The 23447-nt window shown below is 44.5% G+C and carries 23 protein-coding genes and 1 pseudogene; 8 read left to right on the top strand and 16 right to left on the bottom strand.

Features of this window, described 5'->3' with window-relative positions; all coding sequences use genetic code 11:
• Window positions 1-210 precede the first annotated feature (210 nt).
• On the bottom strand, window positions 211-336 hold the full coding sequence (gene ykgO, locus R7Q41_RS12560) for a type B 50S ribosomal protein L36 (RefSeq protein ID WP_005380299.1): 126 nt from the start codon (window positions 334-336) through the stop codon (window positions 211-213).
• Between the two features lie 3 nt (window positions 337-339).
• On the bottom strand, window positions 340-600 hold the full coding sequence (locus R7Q41_RS12555) for a type B 50S ribosomal protein L31 (RefSeq protein WP_005380295.1): 261 nt from the start codon (window positions 598-600) through the stop codon (window positions 340-342).
• A gap of 123 nt (window positions 601-723) precedes the next feature.
• On the opposite strand from R7Q41_RS12555, the gene tsaA reads away from it, so the two are divergent.
• From tsaA to R7Q41_RS12530, 5 genes are all read left to right on the top strand, one after another.
• Entirely contained in the window at window positions 724-1419 is a 696-nt protein-coding gene (tsaA, locus tag R7Q41_RS12550; RefSeq protein WP_005380294.1) for a tRNA (N6-threonylcarbamoyladenosine(37)-N6)-methyltransferase TrmO, read from the top strand.
• 111 nt (window positions 1420-1530) lie between these two features.
• Window positions 1531-3246, top strand: coding sequence for a proline--tRNA ligase (locus R7Q41_RS12545; protein WP_065274766.1), 1716 nt, complete (start codon window positions 1531-1533; stop codon window positions 3244-3246).
• 176 nt (window positions 3247-3422) lie between these two features.
• Complete coding sequence (locus R7Q41_RS12540; protein ID WP_065274767.1) at window positions 3423-4091, top strand: tellurite resistance TerB family protein; 669 nt, start codon at window positions 3423-3425, stop codon at window positions 4089-4091.
• 111 nt (window positions 4092-4202) lie between these two features.
• Window positions 4203-4409 (top strand): YaeP family protein, encoded by a 207-nt coding sequence (locus tag R7Q41_RS12535; RefSeq protein ID WP_005391765.1) that lies wholly within the window; start codon window positions 4203-4205, stop codon window positions 4407-4409.
• Window positions 4409-4600 carry a DUF4250 domain-containing protein gene (locus R7Q41_RS12530; RefSeq protein ID WP_005380289.1) on the top strand — a complete coding sequence of 64 codons (192 nt, stop codon included), beginning with the start codon at window positions 4409-4411 and terminating at the stop codon, window positions 4598-4600. Before R7Q41_RS12535 ends, R7Q41_RS12530 begins: the two co-directional genes overlap by 1 nt.
• Before the next feature lie 104 nt (window positions 4601-4704).
• On the opposite strand, the gene R7Q41_RS12525 is transcribed toward R7Q41_RS12530, so the two are convergent.
• Window positions 4705-6069 carry a sodium-dependent transporter gene (locus R7Q41_RS12525; protein WP_033905531.1) on the bottom strand — a complete coding sequence of 455 codons (1365 nt, stop codon included), beginning with the start codon at window positions 6067-6069 and terminating at the stop codon, window positions 4705-4707.
• 378 nt (window positions 6070-6447) lie between these two features.
• Here R7Q41_RS12525 and R7Q41_RS12520 point away from each other — a divergent pair.
• Window positions 6448-8994: pseudogene (locus tag R7Q41_RS12520) on the top strand (Ig-like domain-containing protein).
• 90 nt (window positions 8995-9084) lie between these two features.
• On the opposite strand, the gene R7Q41_RS12515 reads toward R7Q41_RS12520, so the two are convergent.
• Both R7Q41_RS12515 and R7Q41_RS12510 read right to left on the bottom strand, forming a co-directional pair.
• Window positions 9085-9828 carry a YggN family protein gene (locus R7Q41_RS12515; RefSeq protein ID WP_005380283.1) on the bottom strand — a complete coding sequence of 248 codons (744 nt, stop codon included), beginning with the start codon at window positions 9826-9828 and terminating at the stop codon, window positions 9085-9087.
• A gap of 61 nt (window positions 9829-9889) precedes the next feature.
• Entirely contained in the window at window positions 9890-10369 is a 480-nt protein-coding gene (locus R7Q41_RS12510) for a GreA/GreB family elongation factor (protein WP_005380280.1), read from the bottom strand.
• Window positions 10370-10445: 76 nt separating this feature from the next.
• Between R7Q41_RS12510 and R7Q41_RS12505 the strand changes: the two genes are divergently transcribed.
• Complete coding sequence (locus tag R7Q41_RS12505; RefSeq protein WP_054576291.1) at window positions 10446-12371, top strand: ATP-dependent DNA helicase RecQ; 1926 nt, start codon at window positions 10446-10448, stop codon at window positions 12369-12371.
• Here R7Q41_RS12505 and dinB read toward each other — a convergent pair.
• Window positions 12368-13432 carry a DNA polymerase IV gene (gene dinB / locus R7Q41_RS12500; protein ID WP_054576341.1) on the bottom strand — a complete coding sequence of 355 codons (1065 nt, stop codon included), beginning with the start codon at window positions 13430-13432 and terminating at the stop codon, window positions 12368-12370. The genes R7Q41_RS12505 and dinB overlap by 4 nt on opposite strands.
• 76 nt (window positions 13433-13508) lie before the next feature.
• The gene (locus tag R7Q41_RS12495; RefSeq protein ID WP_005380277.1) at window positions 13509-13742 is read right to left on the bottom strand and encodes a DUF2789 domain-containing protein; all 234 of its coding nucleotides are present in this window, start codon (window positions 13740-13742) and stop codon (window positions 13509-13511) included.
• 187 nt (window positions 13743-13929) lie between these two features.
• Here R7Q41_RS12495 and R7Q41_RS12490 point away from each other — a divergent pair, with 187 nt between their 5' ends.
• The gene (locus tag R7Q41_RS12490) at window positions 13930-15147 is read left to right on the top strand and encodes a response regulator (RefSeq protein ID WP_005380276.1); all 1218 of its coding nucleotides are present in this window, start codon (window positions 13930-13932) and stop codon (window positions 15145-15147) included.
• Between the two features lie 158 nt (window positions 15148-15305).
• Here R7Q41_RS12490 and nqrM read toward each other — a convergent pair whose 3' ends face one another.
• From nqrM to bolA, 9 genes are all read right to left on the bottom strand, one after another.
• Window positions 15306-15539 carry a (Na+)-NQR maturation NqrM gene (nqrM, locus tag R7Q41_RS12485; RefSeq protein ID WP_005380273.1) on the bottom strand — a complete coding sequence of 78 codons (234 nt, stop codon included), beginning with the start codon at window positions 15537-15539 and terminating at the stop codon, window positions 15306-15308.
• 22 nt (window positions 15540-15561) lie between these two features.
• Entirely contained in the window at window positions 15562-16566 is a 1005-nt protein-coding gene (locus R7Q41_RS12480; RefSeq protein ID WP_005391755.1) for an FAD:protein FMN transferase, read from the bottom strand.
• A 157-nt stretch (window positions 16567-16723) separates the two neighbouring features.
• Complete coding sequence (nqrF, locus tag R7Q41_RS12475) at window positions 16724-17947, bottom strand: NADH:ubiquinone reductase (Na(+)-transporting) subunit F (RefSeq protein WP_005380271.1); 1224 nt, start codon at window positions 17945-17947, stop codon at window positions 16724-16726.
• A gap of 33 nt (window positions 17948-17980) precedes the next feature.
• On the bottom strand, window positions 17981-18577 hold the full coding sequence (nqrE, locus tag R7Q41_RS12470) for an NADH:ubiquinone reductase (Na(+)-transporting) subunit E (RefSeq protein ID WP_005380270.1): 597 nt from the start codon (window positions 18575-18577) through the stop codon (window positions 17981-17983).
• A 7-nt stretch (window positions 18578-18584) separates the two neighbouring features.
• Window positions 18585-19217 (bottom strand): NADH:ubiquinone reductase (Na(+)-transporting) subunit D, encoded by a 633-nt coding sequence (locus R7Q41_RS12465; RefSeq protein ID WP_005380269.1) that lies wholly within the window; start codon window positions 19215-19217, stop codon window positions 18585-18587.
• Window positions 19217-19987 carry a Na(+)-translocating NADH-quinone reductase subunit C gene (locus R7Q41_RS12460; protein WP_005380267.1) on the bottom strand — a complete coding sequence of 257 codons (771 nt, stop codon included), beginning with the start codon at window positions 19985-19987 and terminating at the stop codon, window positions 19217-19219. The genes R7Q41_RS12465 and R7Q41_RS12460 overlap by 1 nt, the downstream gene beginning before the upstream one ends.
• Window positions 19977-21221, bottom strand: coding sequence for an NADH:ubiquinone reductase (Na(+)-transporting) subunit B (locus tag R7Q41_RS12455; protein ID WP_005380265.1), 1245 nt, complete (start codon window positions 21219-21221; stop codon window positions 19977-19979). The genes R7Q41_RS12460 and R7Q41_RS12455 overlap by 11 nt, the downstream gene beginning before the upstream one ends.
• 5 nt (window positions 21222-21226) lie before the next feature.
• Complete coding sequence (locus R7Q41_RS12450; RefSeq protein ID WP_005380264.1) at window positions 21227-22567, bottom strand: Na(+)-translocating NADH-quinone reductase subunit A; 1341 nt, start codon at window positions 22565-22567, stop codon at window positions 21227-21229.
• A 473-nt stretch (window positions 22568-23040) separates the two neighbouring features.
• Window positions 23041-23349 carry a transcriptional regulator BolA gene (gene bolA, locus R7Q41_RS12445; protein ID WP_005380262.1) on the bottom strand — a complete coding sequence of 103 codons (309 nt, stop codon included), beginning with the start codon at window positions 23347-23349 and terminating at the stop codon, window positions 23041-23043.
• Window positions 23350-23447: the final 98 nt, after the last annotated feature.

Raw genomic sequence — 23447 nt, 5'->3', positions numbered from 1 at the left:
ATTCCTATGCAAATGTGACAAAAATGTCAAAAAGCGTGCGAAGGGTACTTGAGTAGAAGGTCAAATAAAAGCCCTAAATGTTACAAACTGTGACGAACAGAGGCATTTATAACCAACATTGAATAAAAATGTAGATATTTCATCCATGTAAGATAATTAACTCAATATTATCAATTAAACAAAACCATAAGTTAGATATATACAGGTTGATTACTTTTGCACAGCTTTGAATCTCGGGTTCGTTTTACAAATGACATAAAGACGCCCTCTCCGTTTTACAATCTGGCAATCCGGATGACGACTTTTTGCACTTTTTAATGATTTTACTACCTTCATGATTTATTCCTTTTCGCTCTTAAATTGACCAAAACGACGGTTGAAGTTCGCAATGCGACCTTCGGTTTGTACAACGCGCTGTTTACCGGTGTAGTACGGGTGAGAAGCTGACGACACATCTAACGTAAAGTAAGGGTAAGTTTTGCCATCTTTCCATTCGATGGTTCTCTCCGTTTTCAACGTAGAACCAACGACAAAGTACTTATCTACACTCGTGTCGTGGAACACCACAGGACGATATTCAGGGTGGATTCCTGGTTTCATAATACTTTTCCTTTCAATTAAATTGTTATGTTATAACATTTTAATTAATAATCATTATCAACAAGAAAAGCAAGAGAAATTTGTGATACTTTTCATCTCAATGAATTCTTAAAGATGTCCACCATGTATTCCATCGAACCCATCGGCGTCATTGAGACACCGTACAAAGAAAAGTTTGCAGTTCCGCGCCAACCACGCTTAGTACCAGAGGCTAAAGCACGCGTAAAACTGTTAGGTGCAGCAAATAGCCCTGAAGCAGTGCGTGGGCTAGAACAGTTCTCTCACGTTTGGTTGTTGTTTCTATTTGATCAGAATCTGGAAGCTGGTTGGAAACCAACTGTACGTCCGCCACGATTAGGCGGCAATGAACGAATTGGTGTCTTTGCCTCGCGCTCGACTTTCCGTCCAAACGGAATCGGAATGTCAGCCGTTGAAGTGAAAGGAGTCACTAAGCAAGGCGATCAAATCTATCTTGATTTAGGCAGTGTAGATCTCGTGGATGGGACACCGATTGTGGATATTAAGCCTTATATCCCCTATTCGGATTCTATTTCGGAAGCACAAGGCGGATACGCAGACCAAGAGCCAGAAAAGTCACAAGTCACCTTTTCTGCTCAAGCATTAGCAACGATAGAAAATCGATCCGATACTGACTATGTAAGATCAGTCATTGAACAAGTTCTGGCACAAGATCCTCGCCCTGCATATAAGAAAAACAAACCGGACGACAAAGAATATGCGGTAAATTTGTTCGACTTGAACGTAAAGTTCACAGCAACAAGCAACTTAATAACGGTTACCGCTATTGAAAGCTTTTGACAAACGCAATTGGCTGATATTATAGACGGCTAACAAATTTCCCTTTCGGGAACTCCCATACTCCTGCTTATTCAAGCTTGAGTATCTAACTTAAATAAACGGATAAATTTAATGCGTACCAGTAATTATCTTCTTTCTACTCTGAAGGAGACTCCAAACGACGCAGAAGTAGTGAGCCACCAGCTCATGCTACGTGCAGGTATGATCCGTAAGCTGGCTTCAGGTTTATACACCTGGCTACCTACTGGTCTACGTGTACTGCGTAAAGTCGAAAACATCGTTCGTCAAGAAATCGACAATGCAGGCGCAGTCGAAACTTTGATGCCCGTTGTTCAGCCGTTTGAACTATGGGAAGAGACAGGCCGCAGCGAAAAGATGGGCCCTGAGCTACTTCGCTTTACTGACCGTCATGTTCGTCCGTTTGTACTTAGCCCAACCGCTGAAGAAGTGATCACTAGCCTTGTTCGCAATGAAGTGAGCTCTTACAAACAGCTTCCGCTAAATCTGTACCAAATCCAAACTAAATTTCGTGACGAACGACGCCCACGTTTTGGCGTAATGCGTTCACGTGAATTCTCAATGATGGATGCGTACAGCTTTGACATTGATAAAGACGGACTACAAAAGTCATACGACGCAATGCACGATGCTTACTGTAAAGCATTCGATCGCATGGGTCTGGATTACCGTCCTGTACTTGCAGATAGCGGTGCTATCGGTGGTAGCGGCTCTCAAGAGTTCCACGTACTGGCTGAAAGCGGCGAGGATATCATCGCATTTTCTAGCGAGTCAGATTACGCGGCAAACATTGAAAAAGCAGAAGCACTAGCTCCAGCCTCTGAGGCTGCGGCACCAACACAAGAAATGACGTTGGTTGATACGCCAAACGCGAAAACAATCGCTGAATTGGTTGAGCAGTTCGAACTACCAATTGAAAAAACAGTGAAAACACTGTTTGTGAAAGCATCTGACGAAGTTGATGCGCCAATCATCGCGCTTATTATTCGTGGTGATCATGAACTGAACGAAGTGAAAGCAGAAAACCTTCCTCAGGTTGCAGCTCCACTGGAAATGGCATCTGAAGAAGAAATTCGTGCGCTTATCGGTGCAAGCCCAGGTTCACTTGGCCCTGTTGGCCTTAAACTGCCGTTCATTGTTGACCGCAGCGTTGCGGTAATGAGCGACTTCGGTGCGGGCGCGAACATCGATGGCAAACACTACTTCGGTATTAACTGGGGTCGTGATGTAGAGCTTGGCCAAGTTGAAGACCTACGTAACGTTGTGGAAGGTGACCCAAGCCCATGTGGCAAGGGCATTATCCAGCTTAAGCGTGGTATCGAAGTTGGCCATATCTTCCAACTAGGTAACGCTTACTCCGCAGCGATGAACTGTGGTGTACTGGGTCCTGATGGTAAGAACGTCATCCTAGAAATGGGTTGTTACGGTATCGGTATCACTCGCGTAGTAGCGGCTGCTATTGAGCAAAACCATGACAAATACGGCATCATCTGGCCAGATGCAATCGCACCATTCCAGGTTGCGATCGTTCCAATGAACATGCACAAGTCAGAAGAAGTAAAAGAAGCCGCTGAGAAGTTGTACGCTGAGCTAACGGCAATGGGCATCGAAGTACTATTTGATGATCGTAAAGAACGCCCAGGTGTAATGTTCTCTGATATGGAGCTTATTGGTGTACCGCATACCATTATTATCGGTGACCGCTCGATGAAAGAAGGCAACTTCGAATACAAGAACCGTGCTACTGGTGAGAAAACGCCAGTCGCAATGACTGATATTATCGAGCACGTAAAAGCTCAACTAAAGTAAGCGCTCGACGAGTTCGCATTTGAAGTAATTTCAAATAATTAGAAAGGGTTGGCTTCGGTCAGCCCTTTTTTATTACTGGGCAACCTTACTACTCCCCTTTAGATCTATTCACTTTGTTAATCTTTGGTTCAGCTTCTTGCTATTAAACTGATTTCATCATCTAAAGGAGGTCAGTTATGGATTTAAAAAGTCTTCTAAACCAAGCACTCAAATCAGACTTACTCAAGCAAGGGGCTGATGCGTTAGGTAAACAAACTAACAACATCAAACCCTCATCAAACTCAAGTAGCCTGAAAACGCTAGGAGCAGGTGCCGTTGGCGGAGGCCTTATCGGTATGCTGATGGGCTCGAAGAAAAGTAAAAAAATGACCAAGAAAATAGGCTCGGGCGCATTAAAAGTCGGTGGCGCTGCTGCGCTTGGAGCATTAGCCTACAAAGTTTATAACGACTGGCAAGCCAAACAGTCCGGTCAAGGTGTTCAAGAAACCTTTGACCCCGATGACAGTAAACACAGTGTCTTAATTTTAAAAGCAATGATTGGAGCTGCAAAAGCTGATGGTCACGTTGATGAAGAGGAAATGGCGCGCATTGAACAAGCTCTCGCGGATATGGGCGCAGATGAGCACGTTCGTCACCTCGTTCAGCAAGAGTTAAACAAACCGCTTGATCCTGCTGAAATTGCTAATCAGGCGACCTCTCCTCAACAAGCGTCAGAAATTTACCTGGCGTCTTTGATCGTCGCTGATGAACAAAACTTTATGGAAAAAGCGTATCTGCAAGAACTAGCAAAACAACTTCAACTTTCACCAGAAGTCACTCAGCAGTTAGAAGCACAAATGCAGTGATTAAATCTCGCTCAAGCAAACCTTCAACTTGAGCCAAAACAACTCTGTACTTTGAGTTTCAAATCCGCTGTGTGTATATTGAGATAAGTTATCATTTAGTGGAAACAAAACATGCAAGTATACGGCTGTTGTGAACTGGTTCGTGAGCTTTATGCTCAGATTGGTAGTGGCGATCAAGCTTATATTCCCCAAGCAATTTCATGTGCAGTTAAAGCACTGAACGATGTTGCAGCGGATGAGTCCCTGCCTAAAGAAGTGCGTGAAAAAGCGGCATTTGCTGCGGCAAACCTACTGATTTCAGATTTTGAGGATAAGTAATGAATCTAGCGAACTTTGAATCTATGGACCCTGTCATGCTGATGAGCATTGTGAATATGAAGCTACGCGATGACTTCGGTGGTGACTTAGATAAACTGGTGGCTTTCTTCGATATCGAGCGCACAGCACTGGAGACAAAACTGGCTTCTGCTGGTTTTGACTTTCTTCCAGAAGCAGGACAATTCCGTTAATCAACACCATTCTTGGCGGATAACCGAAACGAGAATAACCAATATGAAAAAGGGCTTGATGAGTTACCATCAAGCCCTTTTCTTTTATTCGATAGGCGTCTCGGTTAGCCAAATGAAGCCCAGATGACTGTCGCCACAAGAATTGGACATACAAACTTCACATACGCAGGCCATAACTTACCAAACCAACCTTGCGTAAACTCCGGGCAACCTTGCTCAAGCTCTTTGATTTTTGAGTTGCGATTCCATACCCAACCACCAAATAAGCAGAATAAGAGCGCAGCGGTTGGTTGTAGATATTGAGTAGCAACCGTCGCGACCATACCAAATAGAGCACCAAAATTATAAACAATCACCACACTGAACAAAGCAATGAGACCACCTAAAACCCAGCTCGTTGCGCTGCGCTTAGTATTGAAGCGCTCACTCACTAAAGCCACTGGACACTCTAACATTGAAATGGAAGACGTTAGCGCCGCAATCGTCAGCAATAAGAAGAACACAATAGAGAATAATTGACCAAGCAAACCTAAACTATCAAACATTAGTGGCAATACCGTAAACACTAACGTATCTGAGCTTAAGAGAGAGCCATCTTCTGCATAGATTTGAACGCCCTTTTGCATTGCTACAAACATCGCTGGCATCACCACTAACCCTGCAATGAAAGCAACGGCAGTATCTACCATGGTCACGTTCATCGCCATCTTTGGTAGGTTTTCTTTCTTACTCAAGTAAGATCCGTAAATCAACATTGAGCAGCCACCGATCGTAAGCGAGAAGAAGCCCTGTCCCATTGCAGCAAGAATCAACTTGCGGTCCCATACCTTTTCAAAATCCGGCACTAGGTAATGTTTCAGACCTTCCATCGCACCGTTTTGCGTCATGATGTAAGCAAACAGTAGAGCAAACAGAACAAACAATGCTGGCATCAAACGTGTGGACCACTTCTCAATACCTTGTTTTACGCCACCTTGTACGATGAGAATCGTCAGTACATAAAAAGTAATGGTTCCGAACAAGTTACGTTCAACACTAAAGCCCTTTAGCCATTGAGTTGCAGCTTCTAACCCCATTAGATCTGTGATTGCACCCAGTAAAAAGCAGATCAACCAACCACCAACAATTGAATAAAACGCTAAGACAGCGCTTGGTACGCTTAAACCAATCCAACCCACAATGCCGCCGAGCTTTTTACCGGTAGGGTTATCTGTGATTGCACGCATACTGTCTACAGGGTTGGCTTGACCATGGCGACCAATCGCCATTTCAACCACCAGCATCGGAAATGCGACGATAAGAATCATCACCAAATAAACTAATAGGAAAGCACCACCACCATTACTGGCTGCTTGAGTTGGGAAGCCCCAAATATTGCCAAGGCCAACTGCGGCACCTGCGGCAGCTAAGATGAACCCGAGACGAGAGCCAAAATGCTCGCGAGGCTGAGAAGAGGTTTGCTGTGTCATACTACTCACACAAAAATATCATTGAACTAGCTAACTAGTACACTATAGCAATATTCACTATTCAACAAGAGCACCTCGGTTAAATCCTCGACAGTTGAAACAACTTGCAGTCATTCAGCTTGTAAATTTTAACGTACATCTCATATTCATCGCTCAAAAGCCTCGCGACTGTTGTTCGTTTTACGTGGCTGAATTTTACCAATCCTTCTGCCGTGAAGTGAGCCGAAAAATAATGAGCTCTGGTGTAAGGGACGAACTGTTCCTCGTGATACTGTGTCGAAAAGCAGAATATTGTGCTTCGCTTTTTCCCCCTAATGTCTATTTATCAGCTAGTTATTACTCTGTTCTCATTTATACCCATGATTCAAGGAGAGGAAAATGAAGGTCACCCTACTTTACGGAGCGATGGTTGTAGCACTCAGCGCCAGCTACCAAGCTCAAGCCTATAACTGTCAAAGTCTACCCGACTGGGACAGCACTGCGACTTATACATCGGGCGCTTTAGTAAAAACGCAAGGAGCCGCTTATGAGGCTGCATATTGGACGCAAGGCAATGACCCCGTGACCAACTCAGGATCTTGGGAAGCATGGAAAGCGTTAGGGCAATGCGATGGTGGAAGCAACAACTTATCACCAACGGTGTCGTTCTCCTCTCCAATAAACAACGCACAAATTCCCGAAGGCAGTGCGATCACTTTGTTAGCCAACGCAGCTGACGAAGATGGCCAAATCACACAAATTGAGTTTGTTGCAGGCAACCAAACCGTTGCTGTGGTAACTCAAGCACCATTCGAAGCTTCTTGGACAGCTATTGAAGGGATCTCGCAATTGACCGCAATTGCGACAGATAATGAGGGAGCCGTTAGCACCACGACGATTTCTATCCAAATTCAACCACAAGTCGAATTACCACCACCAAGCATTTCATTGACCAGCCCAGTAGGCACAGAAGTGCTTAATGTAGGCGATAACCTAACCGTAGCCGCTCAAGCTGACGATATTGATGGTGTGGTCACACAAGTTGAGTTCTTCGTAAACAATCAATCTGTCGCCATTGATACTAGTGCACCTTACGAGTATCAATGGACCGCGAGTCCAGGTACATACTCGTTCAAAGCACAAGCGACTGATGATACAAACCTCGCAACGATGAGCCAAGAAGTAGCGCTGGTTATTAGTAATGCAGAAACCGGAACAGGCGGATGTGCAGATGCAGTACCTTATGTGGCAGGCACAAGTTATCAAGCTGGCGACCTGGTTTCTCACTTCAACCAAAAATATCGTTGTGATGTTGCTGGTTGGTGCTCCTCGGATGCGACATGGGCTTACGAGCCTGGTGAAGGGCTATACTGGCAAGATGCTTGGAGTGGCCTAGGTGCTTGTTCGACACCACCGCAAGTTACCATTACGGCACCAACGGATGGACAAGTCGTGCTCGCTGGCAGCAATAACGAAATCACGGCAAACGCAAGCGATGCTGATGGCACAGTCACGCAAGTTGAGTTTTTTGCGAACAACACCAGCTTAGGGGTCACCACTCAAGCGCCATATTCCGTTACTTGGAACGCCACACTTATTGGCGCTAACCAGCTTAAAGCCGTCGCAACCGATAATGATAACAACACGTCAGAGTCCCTGGTTGGTGTGGAAGTCAGCGATAAAGATTTGGTCGTCTCTCTGACTTCACCAAGCAGCGGTCAGACCGCCGGATTAGGCAAAAGCCTCGCATTAAGCGCCGATGTAACGTCTTTAACTTCAGGCATTAAACACGTTGATTTCATGATCAACGGCTCTATTGTTGCAACCGATACCACGGCACCTTACACAGCCAACTGGACACCAACTGCACTTGGTAACTTTACTGTTAGCGCCCAAGCTGTGGATTTGTCAGGAAGCAATGCATTGTCTGACGCCGCAGCAATAACGGTGGTTGAGCAAGTAGATAAACGCCATAAACTCATCGGTTACTGGCACAATTTTGTAAATGGAGCGGGCTGTCCAATTCGTCTAGCGGATATGGCAGATGCTTGGGATGTGATTGATATTGCCTTTGCTGAAAATGATCGCAACAGTGATGGCACCGTGCACTTTAATCTATATTCAGGCGATATTTACAGCGATTGTCCAGCACTCGATCCAACACAATTCAAGCAGGACATGGCAGCGCTTCAAGCTAAAGGTAAGAAGTTTGTTCTCTCTCTTGGCGGCGCAGAAGGCACGATTACGCTGAATACCGACCAAGATTAAGCCAACTTTGTCTCTAGCCTAACAGGTCTTATCGCTGAGTGGGGCTTTGATGGTCTAGATGTGGATTTAGAGAGTGGTTCTAACTTAGTTCATGGCTCGCAAATTCAAGCTCGCCTTGGTCGTGCTTTGCTTCAAATAGAGCAAAACATGGGTGGCGATATGTACCTAACCATGGCGCCTGAGCACCCTTATGTTCAAGGTGGTTATGTGGCTTACAGCGGTATTTGGGGGGCGTACATCCCTGTGATTAACGAGACACGCAGCACGCTCGACTTGCTTCACGTCCAGTTATATAACAACGGTGGTTTACCAAACCCATACTTGCCAAGCAGTGCACCAGAAGGCTCTGTGGATATGATGGTAGCGCAATCTAAAATGCTTATCGAAGGTTTTGAGTTGGCCGACGGCACTCAATTTGCACCATTGCGCGATGATCAAGTCGCAATCGGTTTACCTTCAGGTCCTAGCTCGGCAAATTCAGGGCAGGCTCCAACACAGAATATTATCAACGCACTAGATTGTTTAACCAAAGGCACTTCATGTGGCACCGTTAAACCAGCGTACCATTACCCGAATTATGCAGGAGTAATGACATGGTCTATCAACTGGGATCAGCATGATGGCTTTAACTTCTCAAAACCTGTCGGCGATAAGCTCACCGAGATGAATGCGCAATAAGCTATCAAAGAATAAGCGAGTAAAACGCAAAGAGAGCACAATAGTGCTCTCTTTCTTTATCTCATCGAGTTTTTGCTTTTTAATGAGTAATTAAATCGTAAATACTCGGTAATCTTTTAGCTCAGGGATTTTCTTCAACAGATCGTTTTCTTGCCCTGCCATGTCATCCAGCGAATCGCACAAGTCTTCTGCTTGTTGTTCTACCTCTTTCGAATGCTCGGCTAAACGCTCTTCTACTTTCGCGCTGAGTTCAGCCATACTCTCTGATAATGCAGTGAGGTTTATCCCTCCCTCTTCCTTCATTTTTTTCGATAAAGCATCCAACGAACTGGCTAAAAACTCTTTATTGAAGATCTCTTGTGCTTTTGCAAAGTCTTCAGTCCACCCTTGTGTCATAGACTCAAAACTCTCCGCAGGCAGGATGAAATCACCATCTTTGTAGTAACGTGATTCAACATCAGCGAAAAAGTCCTTTACTGCGACTTTTACATTATCAAACGCACCAGGTGCATCGAGGCTTTCCGCAACATCATCAATAATATCATTCGCAAGCGCTAAACCATCACTCGCCAATTGCTTTGCTTGTGGAATATACGCGTTCATTTTTTCGCGATAGTCTTCAATTGCCGCTTTTTGGTCGGCATTGAGTTCAATTAGCTCACCTTTGATGAAGAGGTTGTTATCCTCATCCACGACAGCTTTATCACCTGTCGTTTGGCGAATTTCCAAGCTTTGCCCATCCATACGGACTTCATTATTGATGTCCACACGACACTGCGCTGCATAACCAGTAGCACTGACCATCAGCAATGAGAGTGTAAAAAGCTTTTTCATGTCATTCTCTTTTATTTAACATTACTCGTGTTAAACATAACACTGAGTAATACATGAGATGTCAGCAAATCGTCACGACTTCGTAACAAGTTGTTTTATCTCCTATTTTCACGTCAACCTCATCACCCTCTTCTTTCCCGAACAACGCTCGACCCAGAGGAGATTTGGCTGTTAAGACAAAGACTTCCAGAGTCTGATATTGAACAGTCAAACCACCAGAGCAAGGGCCTACAAAGAAGTGCTTTTCGATCAAATTCTCATCTGCGAGAACAACGTAAGCACCAACACCAACAGGCGCATTCTTAAAGTTACGAGTCACTAAAGAACGATATTGACGCAACTCCTCTTCACTATCTTGAATTCGCATGGCTTGTCCATGAGCAAGATACGCGGCTTCAAGTGCCAATGTATCGTACTTGTGCTCGGGAACAGTTTCTTCATCTGTGGCGGCATCGATAGCTCGCTGAGCCGATGAATGGGCAACTTGAAGTTTTTCTTCCAGATGTTGGATGATAATTTGGACTAAGTCAGCTTTGTTCATACTTTTAGGACGCGCGTTTAGTATTCGGGGTGTGTTAATGTAGCCAAGTTTACCATCAAAGAAAGGTTTCCCTATTATGCAAAGTGACTCGCTGCATCAAACACTTCAATCTGTATTTGGTTTTGACTCATTACGCCAAGGTCAGCAACCCGTTATTGAAGCCGTTATGAATGGTTACTCTGCTGCGGCAATCTTTCCTACAGGCTCGGGGAAGTCACTCTGTTATCAACTACCTGCAACCATATTACCCAACCTTACGTTGGTGATCTCTCCGTTGTTGGCGTTAATGAAGGATCAACTGAGCTTTTTACAAAGTAAAGGAATCGCGGCCGCTTCTATCGATAGCAGTCAAAGTAGAGAAGAAGCACAACAGGTCATGGCTGGCGTGAAGAATGGACAAATCAAAATCTTGATGATTTCTGTTGAGCGACTAAAAAATGAGCGTTTTCGTGAATTCATTCGCCAAGTACCGATTTCTTTGATGGTCATTGATGAAGCGCACTGTATTTCCGAATGGGGGCATAACTTTCGTCCAGATTATCTCAAACTACCGCAATATCAACGTGAACTGAACATCCCACAGTCTTTACTTCTCACCGCAACGGCAACGCCTGCAGTTATTGAAGACATGCAAAAAAAGTTCGATATTTCCAGTGAACATATTACCGTTACAGGCTTCTACCGCTCTAATCTGGATATCTCGGTGATCCCGTGTGAGGAAACAAAGAAACAAGAACAGCTCAGTGAGATCATCGCCTCTTCACCTAAGCTTCCGACCATCGTATACGTGACGCAGCAGCAAACAGCAGAACGAGTAGCAAAGTCATTAATCAATATTGGCATTAACGCTCACGCATACCACGCTGGCATGAAAAGCGACGTTCGTGAACAAATCCAACAGCAGTTCATGGATGGCCAAATTGACTGTATTGTTGCAACGATTGCATTTGGTATGGGGGTCGATAAATCTGATATTCGACGCGTCATTCACTTCGACTTACCCAAATCAATCGAGAACTACGCACAAGAGATTGGACGTGCAGGCAGGGACGGGCAACGCTCGGAGTGCATTCTGCTAGGCAATACGTCCGGCCTAACGGTGTTGGAGAATTTTGTCTATGGTGACACACCAGAATTTACGTCAATTAACTATGTAGTCGAGCAAGCGAAAGAACATGCTCCACAATGGGAGGTAGTGCCACTGCGTTTGTCGCGTGAAAGTAATATCCGCCAATTGCCACTCAAAACCTTGTTGGTTTATTTGGAGCTACATAACGTCATTGAAGCAAAGTACAGTTACTTTGCGGAATATCGGTTTAAGTTTTTGCACGATCAGCAATTTATTGTGAATCAATTTCAAGGCGAGCGACGTCAATTTGTGGAGGCTATTTTTTCCTGCTCACAAAAAGCCAAAGTGTGGTGCCAAGTTGATCTAGAAGCGCTATGGATGAACTATCAATCGGAACGCAGCCGAGTTGTCGCAGCGCTCGACTATTTTCACCAGAACGGCTGGATAGAACTAGAGAGCAAACAACTGACGGACGTGTACTCAGTTATGCCAACCAAACAGAGCTCGGATGTTTTAATCCAACAACTGTCTGAACTGTTCCAATCCAAAGAAAGCAAAGATATCGAAAGAATCCACACCATGCTGCACTTGTTCCAGTCCGAGCACTGTTTGAGCTCACAATTGGCGAACTACTTTGCGGATCACGATGCACCAAAGCAATGTGGTCACTGCTCCGTGTGTCGTGGTCACGTCGCCACATTCACAGCACCAGAACCTGAAGATATTGAACAATCTCAAGTATCGATATGGGCGCGGGAGTTTATTCAGCTTTCCCCATCGGCCATCAGTAATGATGCCGTTGCTCGCTTCTTGTGCGGAATCAGCACTCCTTTGATTAGCCAGCTAAAAGCCTCAAAGCTAGCAGGTTATGGTGCAATGGCAAATGTAAGTTTTGAGCAGGTATTAACGCAGGTAGAAACGGTAAGGGCCTAAAAAAAGCTCAATTGACGCGCTTGGTCTTCGGGCTTGAGCATCACGTTCAAGCCTAAAAGGCGAATTTCCCGTCCATTTTGGCGTTTAAGAATATCTCTTAGCAAGGTCTTGAAGTCCTCAAGCTCTAATTGCGGATGGATGTGCTCAATTGTTGTCAGTTGAAAGTCGGCAAATTTGACTTTAATACCTTGTTTAATAATCGACTTATCTGGGCTTGCACGCTCTAAACGTTTCTCGAGTTCAGGATAAAGTTTCTCCTCAATCACTTGCCAACATTCATCATAGGTTGCGATGTTCTGGCTGAATGTCCTTTCCACACCGACGGACTTTCTCTCGCGCTCAACAACGACTTCTCGATTATCAATTCCATGGCTTCGCTGCCATAAGGAGGCACCCTGACGACCAAACTGCCTCAACAACTCTCTATAGTCACTGTTTTTAATGTCCTCACATCGATAAAAACCGGCTTGGTGGAGCTTCTCAAGACTCACCTTCCCCACACCAGGAATGTTCTCTAGCGGAAGACTATCGATAACCTCTTGGACTTTCTCTGGCGGAATCACAAACTGACCGTTGGGCTTGTTCATGTCTGACGCGACCTTGGCAAGAAACTTTATCGGAGCAATGCCCGCCGATGCCGTCAACCCAAGTTCACTCCAGATATCGCGGCGAATTGACTCTGCGATCAACGTAGCGGAGCCACGGCAAGCTGTCGAGTCCGTGACATCGAGGTATGCTTCATCCAATGAGAGAGGTTCAATGATAGGCGTATAACGCTCAAAAATAGCACGAATCTGCTGAGAGACTTGCTTATATACATGCATTCTACCGGGCACAACCAACAAATGAGGACAGAGTTGCAGCGCGCGCGCCGTTGACATTGCACTGCGAACACCATATTTACGCGCATCATAATTACAGGTGCTAATCACTCCACGCTGCTTTTCATGTCCGCCAACAGCGAGTGCAATGCCACGGTAACTGGGGTTATCTCTCATCTCTACGGCAGCATAAAAACAATCCATATCGACATGAATAATTTTTCTAATTCGATCTGACATAGCCATCAAAGCACTGTTCAAAAAAACAGTATAAATCAAATCTACCTGAAGAGAAATGGGCGTGTTTAAGCGAACGTCAATCTCGAAGCATTACGTCCAATTGATCGACTAATTCGGCCCAATCTGCATCTTCTTCGATGGCTTGTTTTAGAAAGTTCGCCTGTGACATCGTCCAAAAGCTAGCTTCATGTAAAGGAGCAGAATCTCTTTTGTGTCGATGTTGATTAATAAAATCTTTCATTTCTTGAGGAGAGCTACCGAGGCCCAGTTGTTGAAATAGCTCAGCCATACCATGTTGATGCATTTCCATACTACTTTCTCCCTACGTTAGCTAAACATAATTATATAACTAAGACAGGAATAATGATGTGATGTTAACGGATGCGTGTCAAACATTTGAGTAGTTGTTCTACTTTTGGTTGACATGTGTTTTTTGATGGCGATAAGTTTAATTTTAGTTATCATTGATTTTAAACAATTAATTTTGGGGACTGCGCTTGAGTAATAAGATTCTGGTTGTTGAAGATAGTCGTGCATTTAAAAACTTTCTTTGCCAAACAATAAGCCAAGCTGGTTATGAGGTCATCGCAGCGGAAAGCTACGCGGAGGCAAAGAACTTGTTATCTTCAGCACAGGACCTCTTCTGTGCGGTTTTAGACTATTGTTTACCGGATGCTCAAGATGGCGAGATTATTGACCTCGTTTTGGAACATGGTCATCGTGTCATTGTTTTAACGGCTCGATTTCAAGAAGACACTCGCGAAAAGATGCTTGCAAAAGGTGTCCTCGACTATATTTTGAAAGACAGCATGGCGTCCGTTTCCTATCTATTACCACTCCTCAAGCGACTAACCAACAATCAACAACACAAATGTTTAGTCGTTGATGATTCACACACCGTAAGAAGACACATTGCCCAACTTTTGGAGCATCAATATATTCAGACGTTGGAAGCTGACAATGGGCAAAAAGCCCTAGAGCTTGTCGAGCAAAATCCAGATATCACTCTCGTTTTAACCGACCATGATATGCCCGTTAAAGATGGCATTACTATGGTGCGTGAATTACGTCGGAAGTGGGATAAAAATCAATTAGCCATTCTCGGCTTGTCGGGTAGTAACTCTAAGACCATGACGGCTAGGTTTCTAAAAGCAGGGGCCAATGACTTTTTATACAAGCCATTTAATCAAGAAGAATTTTTTTGCCGTATTCACCAACTGTTAGATATCAAAGACGCAACATCTGAACTGTTTAAAATGGCAAATCAAGATGCGCTAACGGGCTTATGGAACCGCCGCTTTCTGTTTGAGCAACCCCATGTAGAAAACGCTCAAAGAAACATCGCGATGCTTGATATCGATTTCTTTAAGCAAGTAAATGATACACACGGACATGAGGGCGGCGATGCAGTGTTAGTCATGATAGCGAATATTCTAAAAATCTATTTTCCAAATGATATTGTCGCTAGGCTTGGTGGCGAGGAGTTTTGTATTCAAGCCAGTGGCGACTATGACGGCTTTCTAACACGCTTAGAACAAATGAGACAGCGCATAGAAAAAACGCCAATAACTTATTTGGACAAAAACATTCTTGTGACCGCGAGTATTGGTGTAAGCAACATCGAGGGGGAGCTGGAACAACAAATAAAAGTGGCGGATGAGCGACTTTACATGGCCAAAGAGAACGGACGTAACCAAATCATTTCTTCGTCCTAATGACTATCAGTGTGGTCTTGCTCTGTAACATGAGAGAAAGAAACAACAAAACACGGTATTGGGCTCTTTCTCGGACATCTGAGCTTTGGTTAGCTGCCTAAAAATAAAGCTCAGCAGAACGCTGAGCTTTATCACTTTCTTAGTACGATTAACCAATACTAAGCAATTCTATCTTTTTCCCACGCCGCCAATTTCTCAGCACGCGCAGCCTCGCGCGCTTCACGTTTTTTACGCGCATCGCAGGGTTCTGGACAATTACACACTTTTTCGATACCAACTGCCCCTAAGCCACCGCAGCTACCTTTCACGACTTTCTTTTGGAAAATGTATCCGACAGCCATTGCAGTGATTACCGCGACAAACACAGCAAAGGTAATTAGAAATGTATTCATAAAAACATGCTCACTTCTGTTGTTATTTCTTCATGAATGGCTTGTATGCTTCCGAAGCCAACTCTTTAAAACCATCTTCCGTTTTCACAATCATGAAAACAGGAATATTATTTTCGTTCGCAATTGCCATGCCTTTGTCTTCACCTAGCACCATAAGACCAGTTGCAAGACCATCAGCAGTCATCGACGATTTATCTAATACCGTTACAGACACCACTTTATGATGAATTGGTTTGCCTGTTCGTGGATTAATAATATGAGAGTATCTCACACCATTACTCTCAAAGTAATTACGATAGTCACCACTTGTTGCAATTGCCATGTCGCCTGGTTCAATAATTTCTTGAATTGAACGTTCATCAACGGTCGGTTTTTCAATTGCGATACGCCAAGGCACACCTTCACGATTGACACCTTTGAGACGCATTTCACCGCCAACTTCAACCATAAAGTTCTGTACCCCTTCAGATTGAAGGTAGTCAGCAACCACGTCAACCCCCCAACCTTTCGCAATTGTCGATAGGTCGACGTACAAGTTAGGAAGATCTTTGGACAGCTTATTACCATCAACAGATAGGTGATGAATACCGGTATTTGCTTTACGAGCAGCGAGTTCTTCGTCGGTTGGAACTACATCTGGACGAGCTTCTGGACCAAACCCCCACAGGTTAACTAGAGGGCCGACAGTCACATCCAACGCACCTAAAGTAAGACCGTTAAGACGAATTGCTTCTTTCACTACCGTTGCTGTTTGTGTCGAAACTATAAATGGCTCGCTCGTTTGATGCTGGTTAAAACGACTTAACTCTGAGTCGTCACGATAGGTCGACATTTGGTCATTAACCTCTTCCAATAAGCGATCAATTTCTGTCTGCATCGCTTTTGGCGTTGGAATACCATCTTGCTCGATATACTTGATGTTGTAAGAAGTCCCCATGGTAGGGCCACTTAAATGAATTTGATCTGCAGGCTGCTCACAGCCAGCCAAAATCAATAGAGAAGCAAATGCAACAAGCCACTTTTTCACTTGTTAACTCCCAATGTTGTTGAATTGATATGGGAAATAGGATCAATCCTTTCAATCCGATTACCTATATCAACTGTTGAGTATCAGTTTTATGTCTATAAAAAATAATGGCTAGCTCTCTTGGAGAGCTAGCCATAGATTCAATCACTTGGAGGAATTAACCACCGAAGTCATCTAGTAGGATGTTTTCATCCTCTACACCTAGATCTTTCAGCATGCCGATTACAGCAGCGTTCATCATAGGTGGACCACACATGTAGTATTCACAGTCTTCTGGCGCTTCGTGATCACGTAGGTAGTTCTCGTAAAGAACGTTGTGAATAAAGCCAGTGTAACCATCCCAGTTATCTTCTGGAAGTGGATCAGACAGTGCACAGTGCCATACGAAGTTGTCATTCTCAGCTTGTAGCATATCGAAATCTTCTACGTAGAACATTTCACGCTTAGAACGTGCGCCGTACCAGAAAGACATCTTACGCTTAGAGTGCAGACGCTTAAGTTGGTCGAAGATGTGTGAGCGCATTGGAGCCATACCAGCACCACCACCAACGAATACCATTTCTGCATCTGTATCTTTCGCAAAGAACTCACCAAATGGACCAGAAATAGTACACTTGTCGCCTTCTTTTAGAGACCAGATGTACGAAGACATGATGCCTGGTGGTACGTCTGGGTTGTTCGGCGGCGGAGTTGCGATACGAACGTTAAGCATGATGATACCGTGCTCTTCTGGGTAGTTAGCCATAGAGTATGCACGAATGGTCTCTTCATTAACTTTAGACTCGTAGCGGAAAAGGTTGAACTTCTCCCAGTCTTCACGGTATTCCTCAGGAATATCGTAGTCTGCGTATTTCACGTGGTGAGCAGGAGCTTCAATCTGGATGTAACCACCAGCACGGAAAGGTACTGATTCGCCATCTGGAATTTGTAGCTTAAGCTCTTTGATGAATGTCGCTTTGTTATCGTTAGAGATAACAGTACATTCCCACTTCTTAACGCCGAAGATTTCTTCAGGAAGCTCGATATCCATGTCAGTTTTCATTGCAACCTGACACGCTAGACGCTCACCTTCACGCGCTTCACCTTTAGTAATATGGTCAAGCTCGGTTGGTAGGATGTCGCCACCACCTGATTTAACTTTTACGCGACACTGACCACATGAGCCACCGCCACCACAAGCAGAAGATACGAATACGCCAGCACCTGCTAGAGCACTCAGTAGCTTACCACCTGGTTGTGTAACGATCGCCAGAGAAGGGTCATCGTTCACAGAAATTGTAATGTCACCTGTTGGTACAAGCTTAGACTTAGCGAAAAGAATCACTAGTACTAGTGCAAGTACGATCAGAGTAAACATCACTACACCAAGAATAATGTCCATTGACTATTCCTTAATTGTTGCGGTTTACCCGACTTACAGTTGAACACCAGAGAAAGACATAAAGCCTAACGCCATAAGACCTACAGTGATAAATGTGATACCAAGACCACGTAGACCTGGAGGTACGTCAGAGTACTTCATCTTCTCACGGATACCTGCAAGAGCAACGATTGCTAGCATCCAGCCCACACCAGAGCCGAAACCGTAAACGATCGATTCAGCAAAGTTGTAGTCACGTTGTACCATGAAAGATACACCACCGAAGATTGCACAGTTTACTGTGATCAGCGGTAGGAAGATGCCTAGCGCGTTGTACAAAGGTGGGAAGAAACGGTCTAGGACCATCTCTAGAATCTGTACAAGTGCTGCAATTACACCGATAAAGGTGATGAAGTTTAGGAAGCTAAGGTCCACGCCCTCAACTAACGCGTTCTCTCTCAGAACTAGGTTGTATACCAGGTTATTCACAGGAACAGCGATAGTCAGTACTACCACAACTGCAACACCTAGGCCGAAAGAGGTCTTAACCTTCTTAGATACGGCAAGGAAAGTACACATACCTAGGAAGAAAGACAGAGCCATGTTTTCGATGAAAATCGATTTAACTAACAGACTAATGTAATGTTCCATGACGTCCTTACTCCTTCGCTTCTACTTGTTCTGGTTTCAGAATACGGATTACCCAGATAAGGAAGCCGATTAGGAAGAATGCTGATGGTGCTAGTAGCATTAGGCCGTTAGGCTGGTACCAACCACCGTTGCTCACTAGAGGTAGAACTTCTAGACCAAATAGTTTGCCTGAGCCAAATAGCTCACGGAAGAAACCTACAGTGATAAGAACGAAGCCGTAACCTAGACCATTACCAATACCGTCAATAAGAGATGGTACTGGCGCAGACTTCATTGCGAATGCTTCAGCACGACCCATTACGATACAGTTAGTGATAATCAGACCAACGAATACAGATAGCTGTTTAGAGATATCGTATAGGTAAGCTTTTAGCACTTGGTCTACCACGATTACTAACGATGCGATGATTGCCATCTGAACGATGATACGCACACTGTTAGGAATGTGGTTACGGATCAATGAAACAGAGAAGTTAGACAACGCAGTTACAAATGTTACCGCTAGTGTCATTACAAAAGCTGTTTCTAGTTTAGTTGTTACTGCAAGAGCAGAACATACACCAAGAACTTGTAGCGCGATTGGGTTGTTATCCAATACTGGCGCTAGAATGCTCTTTTTAACGTTTTGTGCACTAGACATTAGTTAAGTTCTCCGTCACGAACTTTTGCTAGGAAAGGACCAAAGCCCATATCACCTAACCAGAAGTCAAATGTGTGTTGAACACCATTACTAGTGAGCGTCGCTCCTGATAAGCCATCAACACCGTGCTCAGAACCTTGCGGTGCGCCGCCTTTCACGACCTTAATCGCTGGCTGGTGATCTTCATTGTACAATTTCTTGCCAATGAATTGATCGCGCCATGAAGGGTTCTCTACTTCACCACCAAGTCCAGGAGTTTCACCTTGCTCGTAGTAAGTAATAGCAGACACAGTGTTACCATCAGTTTCAACGGCTACAAAGGCATACATCATCGACCATAGTCCTTTACCGTGCATAGGCAGGATAACTTTTTGGACTTCATCTTGATCTTTTACAAGGTACACCACTGCTGTATTCGCGCGACGACGGATATCAGCTACGTCTTCTTCTGGTGTCAATGCGATTGAACGTTCTGCATCTTTTGATGCTTCACGTTGATCGTACGTAGATGCATTACCCTCAGTAAAGTTACCTGTTTCAAGGTCTACTAGACGAGGTTCGATGTACTCAGCAAATAGCTCTGGTACTTTCTTACCGTTTGCGTCAATGCCTGCAACTTCAACGATCTTTGATTGCTTATCTAGGACAGCGTTAGCTTTTTGCTTATCACGCAGACCTACTGCTGCTGTTGATACGATGATTGAACAAACAAGGCTCAACCCGATAACAACACCCAGCGTCTTTTTAATGCTGTCGTTATTACTTGCCATAGCGTGCTAGTCTCCGCTTGATGTTCTTCTCAATCACTACATGGTCGAACAGAGGTGCGAATAGGTTCGCGAATAGAATCGCCAGCATCATACCTTCTGGGTACGCTGGGTTAACTACACGGATCATCACACACATTGCACCAATCAGGATGCCGTACCACCATTTACCTTTGCTAGTAAATGACGCTGATACTGGGTCCGTTGCCATGAAGAACATACCGAATGCAAAACCACCTAGAACTAGGTGCCAGTGCCATGGCATATTAAACATTGGATTAGTGTCAGAACCGATCACGTTAAACAGAGTCGATACTGCGATCATACCGATCATTACACCCGCAATGATGCGCCATGAAGCGATTCGCATGTAAACGATCATCGCTGCACCGATCATTAGAGCTAGAGTCGATACTTCACCAATTGAACCAGGGATGTTACCGATGAACGCATCCATCCAAGTGATAGGAGCGCCAGTTACTGTGTTAACTAGAGCACCGTTACCACCTTGAGCCCATTGGCTAAGAGCAGTTGCACCAGAGAAGCCGTCAGCTGCAGTCCATACTACGTCACCCGAAATTTGCGCTGGGTAAGCGAAGAATAGAAATGCACGACCTGCAAGTGCAGGGTTAAGGAAGTTACGACCTGTACCACCGAAGATCTCTTTTGCTACAACAACACCAAATGTGATACCTAGCGCCGCTTGCCATAGAGGTAGCGTTGGTGGAACGATAAGTGCGAATAAGATAGAAGTTACAAAGAAACCTTCGTTAACTTCGTGCTTACGCACCATACAGAACAACACTTCCCAGAAACCACCAACAATAAATACTGTTGCGTAGATTGGCAGGAAGTAAGTCGCACCTAGTAGCATCTTACTGCCAACACCCGCTTCCGCACCAATAGTGCCGCCAAGCATTTCTGTTAGCCAGTAGTGCCAGTTACCTGCGATAACTGTCGCTAGTTGGTCACCAGCGTACATGTGGTTAAGTGCTGCAATAGCTTGGCCACCTGCGTTGTACATACCCCAGAACATTGCTGGGAATACCGCAAACCAAACCATGATCATGATACGTTTTAGGTCAACGCTATCACGAACGTGCGAGCTTTTATTTGTTACGATACCTGGCGTGTAAAAAACTGTTGCTACAGCTTCGTACAGGGCAAACCATTTTTCGTGTTTGCCACCAGGCTCAAAATGATGCTCGATGTCTTCAAGAAACTTTTTAAGAGCCATGAAAATTACCCTTCCTTCTCGATAGTATCTAGGCATTCACGGAGTAACGTACCGTACTCGTACTTACCTGGACATACAAAGGTACACAATGCTAGATCTTCTTCATCCAGTTCAAGCGCACCCAGTGCTTGAGCACTGTCTGTGTCGCCGGCACATAGATCACGAAGCAGCAAAGTAGGCTCCATATCTAGAGGCATTACGCGTTCGTAGTTGCCAATTGGAACCATTGAACGATCACTACCATTGGTCGTCGTTGTCATATTGAACAACTGACCTTTGAATACGTGACCAAGGAAAGAGCGAGTTACCGAGAACTTATTCTTACCAGGCATTGCCCAGCCAAATAGTTCTTTTTCACGGCCTTCACGTAATACAGAAACCTGTTGATGGTAACGGCCAAGGTATGCGTGTGGACCAGTTGCATGTGTACCTGTTAGTACTGAACCAGAGATCACACGAACTTCGCCAGGCATCAGCTCGTTATCTGTTAGGTCATCTAAGCTTGCACCCATTACGGTACGAACTAGACGAGGGTTATTCACAACTGGGCCAGCTAGAGACACAACACGATCTGTGCATAGCTCACCAGTTAGGAACAGCTTACCGAACGCGATAACGTCTTGGTAGTTGATGCTCCATGCCACATTCTCTGCATTTACTGGGTATAGGAAATGCATGTGGGTGCCAGCAAGACCTGCTGGGTGAGGGCCATCGAAGACGTGTTCTTCTACGTTAGACTGTGAAGAGCGTGGCAAGCTAGTGCCAGATTTACATACGTAAACCTTGCCTTCTGTCAGGGCTGAAAGAATGTCTAGACCAGCAATGAATGCTTCTTGTTGCTCATTAATGATCAACTCAGGCTTAGCTGCTAGTGGATTAGTATCCATTGCAGTTACGAAAATAGCCTTAGTAGAAGACTCGATTGCAGGAACCTTGCTAAACGGACGAGTACGTAAAGCGGTCCATAAGCCAGAGTCAACCAACTGAGTCTTGATCACTTCACGATCTAGACCTGAAAGTTGAGCGGCTTCGAACTTATCAAATGTCACCTGCTCTTCACCTGCCACTTCAATCACTACAGATTGAAGGACACGTTTAGCGCCACGGTTAACTTCGATCACTTTACCGGCTGCTGGTGCAGTAAATTTCACGCCTGGGTTCTTTTTATCTTCAAAAAGAACTTGCGCTTTTTTCACTTCATCACCAACGCGGACATGCATGGTAGGTCGCATGCCAACGTACTCTTCGCCAAGCAAGGCGACTTTTTTGATGGTCTTACCATCATTAATCACCTGGGATGGAGTTCCTGCGATAGGAAGATCCAAGCCCTTCTTTATTGTAATCATACGCACTTGCACTACTTTTATCGGGAAAAAGATTCTTTTGATTGCGTAACTTTTAGACACGACATCAGTGTCCGGTTTTGATGTTGTTTTAAACATCAAAATCGCAACATCCTATTAAAAATCTCGTCACAAGGAATACGCGAGATTTATCAGGTGCCGTAGTCTAGCATTTTTTAGGAACTTGATGCCATGATCAATCATTAGAATAGAGGGGTTATTTCGGTAGAATCAGGTCTAAAAGGTCAAAGAATAGTCATAACTTTGACCCATCGCACAAATGCCATATTCCATACATATCTTATGGAAAATTGATATTCATCACCTGAAATATTCTGCAATTTCCATTCATTTGTTGAAACACTGTTAACACATTTTTTAACCAGAATTTGTGCCACGTTAACGTCCCTAAAGAATGTAAAACGAAAAAAGATGGCCTAAAGCCACCTTTCTCAGCACCTTTATATCTTGCATTTTTAGTGACCGCCCCCCATACACATCGGGCTATCAGGGGCGCCATCTTGTTCACGCTTCCACTCTTCATCAGTATATGTATGAATAGCTAATGCATGAATGTGGTTGTCCAGTTCATCTGCCAAAATTTGATGAACTTGACGATGGCGCCCAATCAAACGCTGTCCCGCGAACGAATCACTCACAACAATCACTTTGAAATGACTCTCTGAGCCTGGTGGCACATTATGCATGTAGCTCTCATTAATGACTTTGAGATAGCTGGGTTGCAGCTCACTGTGTAGTTTCTTCTCTATGATTTCTTGGATCATATTCGTTCCTCATTGATGCGAATTCCATAAGTATATACCTAAGTAAAGCAGACATGCATCACTCAAACGTCACTCTCATTATTGACGCACTTTGTAGA

The sequence above is a fragment of the Vibrio sp. 2096 genome (assembly GCF_033339595.1).
Classification (GTDB): domain Bacteria; phylum Pseudomonadota; class Gammaproteobacteria; order Enterobacterales; family Vibrionaceae; genus Vibrio; species Vibrio alginolyticus.
This window is presented reverse-complemented; position numbering and strand designations above follow the sequence as displayed.